Below are 8475 nucleotides of genomic sequence, written 5' to 3' on the forward strand. Positions count from 1 at the left end.
AGAATCTCGAGCTTCCGGGTCTGGTCCTTCGCGCCATCCCGGAATGACGAAGTCGCTGCGAAGGTCAGATCACCTTCGCCATCGCGACGGCGGTGTCCGCCATGCGGTTCGAGAAGCCCCACTCGTTGTCGTACCAGGACATCACCCGCACCAGCGTGCCGTTCTGAACCTTGGTCTGGTCCTCGTGGAAGGTCGAGGAGTGCGGATCGTGGTTGAAGTCGATCGAGACGTTCGGCGCGCTGGTGTAGCCGAGGATGCCCTTGAGCTGCTGCTCGCTGGCGCGCTTCATCGCGGCGTTGATTTCCTTGGCGTCGGTGGCGCGCTTGGCGACGATCTTGAGGTCGACCACCGAGACGTTCGGGGTCGGCACGCGGATCGCGACGCCGTCGAGCTTGCCCTTCAGCTCGGGCAGCACGAGACCGATCGCTTTCGCGGCGCCGGTCGAGGTCGGGATCATCGACATCGCAGCGGCGCGGCCGCGGTAAAGGTCCTTGTGCAGCGTGTCCAGCGTCGGCTGATCGCCGGTATAGGCATGGATCGTCGTCATGAAGCCGGTCTCGATGCCGACGAGATCGTTCAGCACCTTGGCGACCGGAGCGAGACAGTTGGTGGTGCAGGAGCCGTTGGAGACGACCAGGTGATCCTTGGTCAGCGTCTCGTGGTTGACGCCGTAGACGATGGTGGCGTCGGCGCCGTCGGCGGGCGCGGAGACCAGCACGCGCTTGGCGCCGGCGGTCAGGTGCGCGGAGGCCTTGTCCTTCGAGGTGAAGATGCCGGTGCATTCCAGCGCGATGTCGACGCCGAGATCCTTCCACGGCAGCTTCGAGGGATCGCGCTCGGAGGTCACTTTGATCTTGCCGCTGCCGAGATTGATCGAGTCGCCATCGACGGTGACGGTGCCGGGGAAGCGGCCATGGACGCTGTCGAAACGGAGCAGATGCGCGTTGGTCTCGACCGGGCCGAGATCGTTGATGCCGACGACCTCGATGTCCTTGCGCCCCGACTCGGCGATGGCCCGAAGGACGTTGCGGCCGATGCGACCAAAACCGTTAATTCCGACCCGGACTGCCATGTTTCGTCTCCTTCAACGACCGTTGTCATCCCGCACAACGCGCTATACGCGCCTGCGAGGGTTTTTTAGGGGCGTGCGCCCGGTTCGGCCGGGCGGTGCTTGATCATATGAGGGATTACGTAGTCCTTTTTTGCGGCAAGCTCAACTCTCAGGAAATGCGCTTCAGCACAGCGTTAACTGCAGCCTCGGCGGTAATGCCGAAGTGCTGGAAGATCTTGTTGAGAGGCGCGCTGGCTCCGAAGGAGTGCATGCCGACAAATTCGCCATCCTGGCCGATCACGGCGTCCCAGCCCCAGCGCACGGCGGCCTCGATCGCGACCTTGATCGGCGCGTTGCCGATGATCGCATCACGGCGTTCCTTTGGTTGCGCTAACAAGAGCTCGAGCGAGGGCACTGAAACCACGCGTGTCGGAATGCCGCGCTCGGCAAGCTGCTTCTGGGCGGCGACCGCCATCTCCACTTCGGAACCGGACGCGAACAGCGTCGCCTTGGCTTCGCCCTGGGCTGCGACCAGCTCGTAGGCGCCGTGCTGGCAAGGATTGTCGTTGGGCGCGGAGGTACGCAGCTGCGGCAGGTTCTGCCGCGTCAGCGCCAGCACGGTCGGGCCATCCACGCGGTTGAGCGCGAGCTCCCAGCACTCGGCGACCTCCATCGCATCGCACGGACGGAACACGCGCATGTTCGGAATGGCGCGAAGCGCGGAGAGATGCTCGACCGGCTGGTGGGTCGGGCCGTCTTCGCCAAGGCCGATGGAATCGTGCGTCATCACATAGACGACGCCGGCGCCCATCAGCGCGGCGAGGCGCATCGCAGGCCGCGCATAGTCGGTGAACACCAGGAAGGTTGCGCCGTTCGGCGCGAAGCCGCCATGCAGGAAGATGCCGTTCATCGCCGCGGCCATGCCGTGCTCGCGGATGCCGTAATGGATGAAGCGGCCCTTCGGCGTCTTCGCGGAGAAAGCCGTCGCCGACTTCGCCTTGTTGTTGTTGGAGCCGGTGAGGTCGGCCGAGCCCGCGAGGAATTCCATCGGCATGGCGCCGGCAATCACTTCGATCACGGCTTCGGAGGACTTGCGGGTCGCCGCCGTCATCGGCTTTTCCAGCAGCTCCTTCTTGTAGGCGCGCAGGGCCTTGGCGAGCGAAGCTGGCCGCTCATGGCGCAGGCGGCGCTCGAACTCGGCGCGCTTGCGGCTGCCGAGCTCGGCGAGCCGCGCTTCCCATTCCTGGCGTGCAGCCGCGCCGCGGCTGCCCGCTGCGCGCCACGCCTTCAGCACGTCATCAGGCACCGAGAACGGCTCCAGCGAGATGCCGAGCTTCTCCTTGGCGCCCTTGAGCTCGTCGGCGCCGAGCGCCTCGCCGTGCACTTTCGACGTGCCGGCCTTGGTCGGGGCGCCGAAGCCGATGGTGGTGCGGCAGGCGATCAGCGTCGGCTTGCTCGATTTCTTCGCGCGTGTGATGGCGTCGGCGATCGCGGCCTGGTCATGGCCGTCGATCTTCTCCGCGGCCCACCCCGCCGACTTGAAGCGCTTCACCTGGTCGACGGAATCGGCGATCGAGGTCGGGCCGTCGATCGAGATGCCGTTGTCGTCGTAGAGCACGATCAGCTTGTTGAGCTTCCAATGGCCGGCCATTGCGATCGCTTCCTGCGACACGCCTTCCATCAGGTCGCCGTCGGAGGCGAGCACGTAGGTGTGGTGATCGACGATCTTCTTGCCGAACTCGGCGGCGAGCATCTTCTCCGCGAGCGCCATGCCGACCGCGGTCGAGATGCCCTGGCCGAGCGGACCGGTGGTGGTCTCGATGCCCTTGGTGTGGCCGTGTTCGGGATGGCCCGGGGTCAGCGATCCCAGCTGGCGGAAATCCTTGAGCTGGTCGATCGTCATCTCGGGGCTGCCGAGGAGATGGAGCAGCGAATAGAGCAGCATCGAGCCATGGCCGGCCGACAGCACGAAGCGGTCGCGGTCCGGCCAGTCGGTAGCATTGATGTCGAACTTCAGGAACTGCGTGAACAGCACCGTGGCGATGTCGGCGGCACCCATCGGCAGGCCGGGATGGCCCGATTTTGCCTTCTCGACAGCATCCATCGAAAGGCCGCGGATCGCGTTGGCCATACGGGTGTGATCGACCTGCGTCATGTCTGAAATCCGTCTGAAATGAGGCGCTTGGCGCTGTACGCCCGCGCGGGAGGAGCCTGGCGGCCACTGAAGGTCGGGGCTGGGATAGCACCTCGGTTCCGGGAGTCCAAGGCAATCAAACGCCGGTTTCGCCGTAAAAGTTGCCTGTGTGGAGACCGGTTTTCCGGCAGCGCGTGCCTGCCGGGAATGGAGGGATCGGAACGCGATCCCATCCCGATTGATCGGTGCATAGTTTTGCGGCGGCGTTGCGCTGGGCTAGCTTGCCACGTAAATTTCTGCTTCTAACCGCTTGCCGAACCGAGTCTTTTGCCGGACGGCAAGCCACCGGGGATAGACCACAGGTTCCGCCGCTGACCGCATGAACGATCGCGTGTCCAACAGCTCTGCCATGACGGAGTCCTCTGCCGTCGAGATCGAGATCGCGACGCGCAGGCTCACGGCTGCGCTTGATGCACTCGAAAGCGCAGTGGAGCGGCGGCGCGATGCCGATCGCGACGAGAACGAGCTTGCTGCGCGGATCCAGGCGCTCGGCGCGGATCGCTCGCGGCTTGCCGACGAGCTCGACGGCGCGCTGGTGAAAGCGCGCAAGCTCGAGCGCACCAATCGCGAGATTTCCGACCGGCTGGATTCCGCAATCGTCACGATACGCTCGGTGCTCGATACCGGAGAGGACGGATGAGCCACATCAACGTCACCATCAACGGCCGGCAGTACCGCATGGCCTGCGAGGAGGGTCAGGAGGTGCGGCTGCTCAAGCTCGCCGAAACCCTGGAGACGCGCATCCAGTCGCTGCGCGGAAAATTCGGCGAGATCGGCGATGCGCGCCTCACCGTGATGGCGGCGCTCACCGTGTGCGACGAATTGATCGACACCAGCAACCGCGTCCGCACCCTCGAGCAGGAGCTGACCGAGCTCAGGGACTTCCGCAACGCCGCCGTCGAACGCGCCAGGATGACCCAGACCGCCGTGGTCAACGCGCTGAACGCAGCCGCCGAGCGCATCGAGAAGTCGACCCAGGTCCTGAACCGCACCGTCGGAGGCGGCATCGCGATCGGGTGAGAGTCATCGGAACGATCCGTTGCCGCTGGGGACGGTGCCCACCTCTCCCCGCTGGGGAGAGGTGGGCACCAGCACCCGCCGCCACTGGCACTTCCTCACTATCGTTGTTACATTGCGCAGGCGAGGCTGCGACGTGCGTCAGGAGCCATATATCCCCGGGGCCTTATCGATCCTTTAGGGAACTGTCCCTGGCCGGGCCCGTGGGCCCGGACATATGGTGCCCACCTACTTTCGTAGGGAACTCCGGGATCGAGTGCTTCAACGGCGTACGCGGCTTCGCACTGTCTGCTTCTGGTTCGTGTCTGTCGAAAAGACTGCGGCAAGTTCAGTTGGTGTCATGCCCCCCGAGTGCGCAATTGCGCACGTGGGACCGGGGCATCCAGTACGCCGCGGCCTTCGTGTGATTCACCACCGCCTCTGGGATACTGGATCACCCGCTCCAGTGCGCAATTGCGTACAAGGCGGGTGATGACGTGAGGACCAAAGCGCATGTCCGCTTCCAAAGCCGAACTCCGTGCCAAAGCCCTCGCCAGACGCGACGCGTTGAGCGAGAAGAAGCGCGCCGCCGCCGCTGCGAAGCTCGCCAGGCGCGGGCTGCCGTTCGAGCTCTTGCCCGGCAGCATCGTCTCCGGCTATTCGCCGATCCGCAGCGAGATCGATCCGATGCCGCTCTTGAAGAAGCTCGCGGAGCAAGGCGCGAAGCTGGCGCTGCCTTGCGTCACCGCGCGCGGTCAGTCGCTGATCTTCCGCATCTTCCATCCGAGCGATCGCCTAATGCTTGGCCCGCTCGGCATTCCCGAGCCGTCCCCCGCGGCTGCGGAAGTCATTCCCGACATCATGCTGACGCCCCTCGCGGCCTTCGACCGCCTGGGCCATCGCATCGGTTACGGTGCGGGACATTACGATTTCACCTTCGCGCATATGCGCAAAGCCAAGCACATCATCGGCATCGGCCTGGCTTTCGCGGCGCAGGAGATCGAAGCGGTTCCGGCACTATCGCACGACGTGGCGCTGGATTATGTGCTAACGGAATCAGACGTGTTCGATTTCCGGAGTTCTGACGTTGCGCATTCTCTTCGTGGGTGATGTCGTCGGCCGCAGCGGCCGCGAGGCCGTCGCCGAATATCTGCCCGGCATGGTCAAGGACTGGTCGCTCGATCTCGTCGTCGTCAATGGCGAGAATTCCGCCGGCGGCTTCGGCATCACGGAGGCGATCTACCAGGAATTCCTCGAGGCCGGCGCCGATGCGGTGACGCTCGGCAATCACTCCTGGGACCAGCGCGAGGCACTCGTCTTCATCGAGCGCGCCGACCGTCTCGTGCGTCCGGCGAATTATCCGCGCGGCACGCCGGGCCGCGGCGCCGCCCTGGTCGAGACCAAGAACGGCAAGCACGCCCTCGTCGTCAACGCGCTGGGCCGCGTCTTCATGACCCCGTTCGACGATCCCTTCGCCGCGCTCGAACGCGAGCTCGGCGCCTGCCCGCTCGGTGTCGCCGCCGACGCCATCGTGGTCGATTTCCATTGCGAGGCGAGCAGCGAGAAACAGGGCATCGGCTTCTTCTGCGACGGCCGCGCCAGCCTCGTCGTCGGCACGCACACCCATGTGCCGACCGCCGATCACCAGATCCTCGCAGGCGGCACTGCCTACATGACCGATGCCGGCATGACCGGCGATTACGATTCCATCATCGGCATGCAGAAGGAAGAACCGCTGCGAAGGTTCACGTCTGGCATTCCGTCAGCCCGCTTCGAGCCGGCCGCGGGCGCGGCAACGCTCAGCGGCGTCGCCGTGGAAACGGACGACGCGACGGGGCTCGCGCTCAAGATTGCACCGGTGCGCATGGGCGGAAGGCTGGAGCCGGCAACGCCGAAATTCTGGTTGAGCTGAAGAACGTCGCAACATCCTCGCTCTCGTCCCGGCCTGGAGCACGTGCGCACAGATCGCGCCACCGGGCGACTGTATCAGCTCTGCCCCAAACAGCGGACATGGGCGGGCAACCAGGGGCATCCGCTTTGGGCCAATAGCCGACCCGACCCGCCGGCGCATCACAGATTTTTCAACAAGCGCCGATGTAGCGTTGTGGCATTGGGCTGTCTGGCGGCCCACTCCAGATTACGTTCGCCATCGATCTTCACCCAGAACGTACGGGTAGGCGCATCGCTTCCATCGAGCGAGTTGAAAGTACATGATGCCCTTTGTCGAATGATGGCGCCGATGGAGTCCTGAGCTTGGTAGTCAATGAGCGCCACGTACTGAACCGGCGGGTGGCGCGCAGCTTGCATCATGGATCTTCTGGTTGACGCGGATACAGCGCGCTCCGGGTCTGCGAAAAATTCGTCCCACCTGATCGTTCTTCTGGAGTCGTCCAGCCCAATCCGTTGATAGGTAGAGGGAACTGCCAACCGCTCCTGGATTGCCGTTTCGCAGGTCTGTACAAATTGCGAGGCGAACGGCGGATAGCCACGGGCGTAAGCATAGCCGAGAACAGCGATGCCGAAGACTGGGAACGCTGCGAGAGCAAGCTTGATCTTCATCTTTAACTCTTACAGAATTTGCGCACCTGGCTTTGAGCGACTGGCCCGCAGGGTGCACACTACCGACCTAACTCGAATTAAGCTAAGCGTGCATTAACGAGCCCCACAACCCGCCAACTCAATGTGCCATCTTGTCGCCCGGCGCCGCGACCATTCGGCCTTGATTTGGCTCTGGCCTGTCCGCTAATGGGATGGACCGGCTGCTTCCCCCGCGGGGATAGTCTGTAAAGACTACCCTACAGCATCCGGAGAAGCAGCCCATGACCACCACACCTTTGGCCTCGATCGGCATCGACATCGGCAAGGAAGTCTTNGTCCGCTAATGGGATGGACCGGCTGCTTCCCCCGCGGGGATAGTCTGTAAAGACTACCCTACAGCATCCGGAGAAGCAGCCCATGACCACCACACCTTTGGCCTCGATCGGCATCGACATCGGCAAGGAAGTCTTCCATGTCGTCGGTTTCGGCACTGACGGCAAGATCGCTTTCCGTCGCAAGATCAAGAGACTGGCGCTACTTGAGGTCTTCAAGAGACTGCCTCCCAGCATCGTCGGCATGGAGGCTTGTCTCAGCGCGCACTTTGTCAGCCGTGCTCTGCGGCAACTTGGCCATCAGCCCAGGATCATCCCTGCGATCTATGTAAAGCCGTTCGTGAAGGGACAGAAGAACGACTACAACGACGCCGAGGCCATTGCAGAGGCCGCCCTGCGGCCGAACCTGCGCGTCGTGCGCGAGAAGACACAGGATCAGCTCGACCTCCAGGCTTTGCATCGGGTTCGCTCCCGCCTGGTCTCGCGGCGAACGGCGACCATCAACCAGATCCGTGCCTTTCTGATCGAGCAAGGCATCGCGGTCAGGACTGGGGCGATGGCTCTGCGAAACTCGCTCCTGGCGATCCTGGAGAACCGGCAGGACGAAATATCGCCGCGAATGCGCGATCTCATCGTGGGTCTCTACGAAGACTGGATACATCTCGATGAGCGGATCGCGACCCTCGCCGGCGAGATCGATCAGATCGGCGAGAAGGAAGCCAACTGTCAGCGCCTCATGAGCGTCCCCGGCATCGGTCCGCTGATCTCGACCGCCGTCGTGGCGGCCATCGGCACCGGTGAGGCATTCGAGCGCGGACGAGACTTTGGTGCATGGCTTGGCCTCGTGCCACGTCAGTACAGCACGGGTGGCCGATCTATTCTGGGACGCATCTCCAAGCGCGGGAGCAAGTATCTCAGGACCCTGTTCATCCAGGCTGCGAACGTCATCCTGATGCGCCCGCACAATTGGGATCGCTTCAGCTTCGGAGCATGGCTGCAGAACGCAGCTCCACGGCTACACCGCAACAAGCTGGCAACGGCCCTGGCCAACAAGCTGGCGCGGATAGCATGGAGCATCTTGCGCAACGAGAAGACCTTCGACGCAACCCATTACGAAGTGATCGCAATCTGAATTCTACCTCGAGTTCGCGACAGAGAAAATGCATGGAACGGATCGATGAACGCATCCAGAGTCTGGTGACCCAAATGGTTGCTTGCCAACCTGTCCGCTAATAAGACCAACGATGCGTGCGTATTCCCATCAAGGCCACGGCCCGCGAGCCGATCAGACAGGCCGGATACATATCAGCGACTTCCGAAACCTACGCACGATCTCTATTGCGAAACGCAGCCGGTCCATACAT

The 8475-nt window shown here is 63.4% G+C and carries 9 protein-coding genes and 1 other RNA gene; 6 read left to right on the plus strand and 4 right to left on the minus strand.

Going from position 1 to position 8475, the window contains the following annotated elements:
- Positions 1 to 64: 64 nt before the first annotated feature.
- Positions 65 to 1072, minus strand: coding sequence for a type I glyceraldehyde-3-phosphate dehydrogenase (gene gap / locus ASG57_RS22125; RefSeq protein WP_024337566.1), 1008 nt, complete (start codon positions 1070 to 1072; stop codon positions 65 to 67).
- Between the two features lie 148 nt (positions 1073 to 1220).
- Positions 1221 to 3206 (minus strand): transketolase, encoded by a 1986-nt coding sequence (tkt, locus tag ASG57_RS22130; protein ID WP_024337567.1) that lies wholly within the window; start codon positions 3204 to 3206, stop codon positions 1221 to 1223.
- A gap of 358 nt (positions 3207 to 3564) precedes the next feature.
- On the opposite strand from tkt, the gene ASG57_RS22135 reads away from it, so the two are divergent.
- From ASG57_RS22135 to ASG57_RS22150, 5 genes are all read left to right on the plus strand, one after another.
- Positions 3565 to 3885 (plus strand): DUF4164 domain-containing protein, encoded by a 321-nt coding sequence (locus ASG57_RS22135; protein ID WP_014439722.1) that lies wholly within the window; start codon positions 3565 to 3567, stop codon positions 3883 to 3885.
- On the plus strand, positions 3882 to 4265 hold the full coding sequence (locus tag ASG57_RS22140) for a cell division protein ZapA (RefSeq protein ID WP_024337568.1): 384 nt from the start codon (positions 3882 to 3884) through the stop codon (positions 4263 to 4265). The genes ASG57_RS22135 and ASG57_RS22140 overlap by 4 nt, the downstream gene beginning before the upstream one ends.
- Before the next feature lie 120 nt (positions 4266 to 4385).
- Positions 4386 to 4546, plus strand: a non-coding RNA gene (gene ssrS, locus ASG57_RS36265) — 6S RNA.
- 208 nt (positions 4547 to 4754) lie between these two features.
- The gene (locus ASG57_RS22145) at positions 4755 to 5351 is read left to right on the plus strand and encodes a 5-formyltetrahydrofolate cyclo-ligase (RefSeq protein WP_057197451.1); all 597 of its coding nucleotides are present in this window, start codon (positions 4755 to 4757) and stop codon (positions 5349 to 5351) included.
- Positions 5329 to 6153, plus strand: coding sequence for a TIGR00282 family metallophosphoesterase (locus ASG57_RS22150; protein WP_057197453.1), 825 nt, complete (start codon positions 5329 to 5331; stop codon positions 6151 to 6153). Before ASG57_RS22145 ends, ASG57_RS22150 begins: the two co-directional genes overlap by 23 nt.
- 158 nt (positions 6154 to 6311) lie before the next feature.
- On the opposite strand, the gene ASG57_RS22155 is transcribed toward ASG57_RS22150, so the two are convergent.
- Together ASG57_RS22155 and ASG57_RS38960 are read right to left on the minus strand one after the other, a co-directional pair.
- Positions 6312 to 6800, minus strand: a complete 489-nt coding sequence (locus ASG57_RS22155) for a hypothetical protein (RefSeq protein ID WP_057197455.1) — start codon at positions 6798 to 6800, stop codon at positions 6312 to 6314.
- A 118-nt stretch (positions 6801 to 6918) separates the two neighbouring features.
- Positions 6919 to 7113, minus strand: a 195-nt coding sequence (locus ASG57_RS38960; RefSeq protein ID WP_210169295.1) for a hypothetical protein, incomplete at its 5' end; no start/stop codon positions are given.
- An 83-nt stretch (positions 7114 to 7196) separates the two neighbouring features.
- On the opposite strand from ASG57_RS38960, the gene ASG57_RS22160 reads away from it, so the two are divergent.
- Positions 7197 to 8243 carry an IS110 family RNA-guided transposase gene (locus ASG57_RS22160; protein ID WP_057197456.1) on the plus strand — a complete coding sequence of 349 codons (1047 nt, stop codon included), beginning with the start codon at positions 7197 to 7199 and terminating at the stop codon, positions 8241 to 8243.
- Positions 8244 to 8475: the final 232 nt, after the last annotated feature.

It is taken from the genome of Bradyrhizobium sp. Leaf396, from assembly GCF_001424605.1.
Taxonomy (GTDB): domain Bacteria; phylum Pseudomonadota; class Alphaproteobacteria; order Rhizobiales; family Xanthobacteraceae; genus Bradyrhizobium; species Bradyrhizobium japonicum_C.

What these genes read in the sequence shown, in the direction of transcription:
- gap (WP_024337566.1), bottom strand. Translation starts at nt 1,072, where the DNA reads ATGGCAGTCCGGGTCGGAATTAACGGTTTTGGTCGCATCGGCCGCAAC.
- tkt (WP_024337567.1), bottom strand. Translation starts at nt 3,206, where the DNA reads ATGACGCAGGTCGATCACACCCGTATGGCCAACGCGATCCGCGGCCTT.
- ASG57_RS22135 (WP_014439722.1), top strand. Translation starts at nt 3,565, where the DNA reads ATGAACGATCGCGTGTCCAACAGCTCTGCCATGACGGAGTCCTCTGCC.
- ASG57_RS22140 (WP_024337568.1), top strand. Translation starts at nt 3,882, where the DNA reads ATGAGCCACATCAACGTCACCATCAACGGCCGGCAGTACCGCATGGCC.
- ASG57_RS22145 (WP_057197451.1), top strand. Translation starts at nt 4,755, where the DNA reads ATGTCCGCTTCCAAAGCCGAACTCCGTGCCAAAGCCCTCGCCAGACGC.
- ASG57_RS22155 (WP_057197455.1), bottom strand. Translation starts at nt 6,800, where the DNA reads ATGAAGATCAAGCTTGCTCTCGCAGCGTTCCCAGTCTTCGGCATCGCT.
- ASG57_RS22160 (WP_057197456.1), top strand. Translation starts at nt 7,197, where the DNA reads ATGACCACCACACCTTTGGCCTCGATCGGCATCGACATCGGCAAGGAA.